This window comes from Streptomyces malaysiensis subsp. samsunensis (assembly GCF_024519315.1).
In the GTDB taxonomy this organism is placed as follows: Bacteria; Actinomycetota; Actinomycetes; order Streptomycetales; family Streptomycetaceae; genus Streptomyces; species Streptomyces malaysiensis.
Window position 1 is genome coordinate 1 of record NZ_JANIIC010000213.1, and the last position, 1,325, is coordinate 1,325.

Annotated in this window: 1 protein-coding gene; it reads left to right on the top strand. The window is 67.6% G+C overall.

All coding sequences use genetic code 11. The annotated features are described in order from the left end of the window. Positions 1 to 1,325, top strand: a 1,325-nt coding sequence (locus NQU54_RS48520; RefSeq protein WP_257636648.1) for a polyketide synthase dehydratase domain-containing protein, incomplete at both ends; no start/stop codon positions are given.

The following is a 1,325-nucleotide window of genomic DNA, read 5'->3' on the forward strand; positions in this document are numbered from 1 at the left end:
TTCTACTCCACCACCGACAACACCTGGATCACCGACACCACCCTCGACACCGACTACTGGTACCGCAACCTACGCCAACCCGTCCTCTTCCAACCCGCCATCGAACACCTGAGCAGCAACGGCTACACCACCTACATCGAAACCAGCCCGCACCCAACCCTCACCCCCAGCATCCAAGAAACCAACCCCGACACCACCACCATCCACACCCTCCGCAACGAGCAAGACGACACCGCCGCCTTCCGCACGGCACTCGGCCACGCTCACACCCACGGCCACCCCATCACCTGGCACACCCTCATCCCTCCAGCGACCACCATCCCCCTACCGACCTATCCCTTCCAACACACCCGCTACTGGCTCAACGACAAGACCGTGACTGGCGCTCAGGACGCCGTCCAACTCGGACTTGTCCCGACCCCGCACCCGTTCGTCCCCGCCACCACCACCCTCGCGGAGACCGGGGCCACCATCCTCACGGGACATATCAGTCCAGCCCAGCATGGTTGGCTTGCCGACCACGCCGTCAACGGCACCCCGCTCCTCCCCGGCACCGCACTGGTCGACATGGCCCTCCACGCCGGCGACCACACCAACCACCCCACCCTCGACGAACTCATCATCCACACCCCCATCACCCTCACCCACTCCACAACCATCCAACTCACCATCAACCCACCGGACGACGCCAACACCCACTCCCGCACTCTCACCATCCACACCCGCACCACCCCTGACCAGCCCTGGACCCAACACGCCACCGGCACCCTCACCCAGCACCAACACACACCCGACACCTCCCAAACCACCTGGCCCCCCACCGACGCCGAACCCATCGACCTGACCGGCGCATACGAACGCCTCGCCACCACCGGACTCGAATACGGCCCCGCCTTCCAAGGACTCCAGGCACTCTGGCGCCGGGACAGTCGCCTCTTCGCCGACGTCCGCCTCCCCGACACCGACCACACCGACGGCTACGGCATCCACCCCGCACTCCTCGACGCCGCCCTCCACGCCGCCACCGCCACCCAGAACCACGCCGACACCCGGCTCCCCTTTGCCTGGACCGGCGTCGCCCTCCACGCCACCGGCGCCACCAAGCTGCGGGTCGAGCTGGACATCGACGACGACGGCGCGATCCGGTTGTTGGCGCGGGACACCGCGGGGCAGCCCGTCGTCTCGATCGACTCCCTGGTCACGCGGCCGGTCGGTGCGGACGAGCTACGCGCCGGAGGCGTCGGCGCCCACCAGCTCTACGACCTGGCATGGGTCGCCCGCGAGCTGGACGCGAGGGCGGTCACGGAGAAGTTCGAACGGTACGT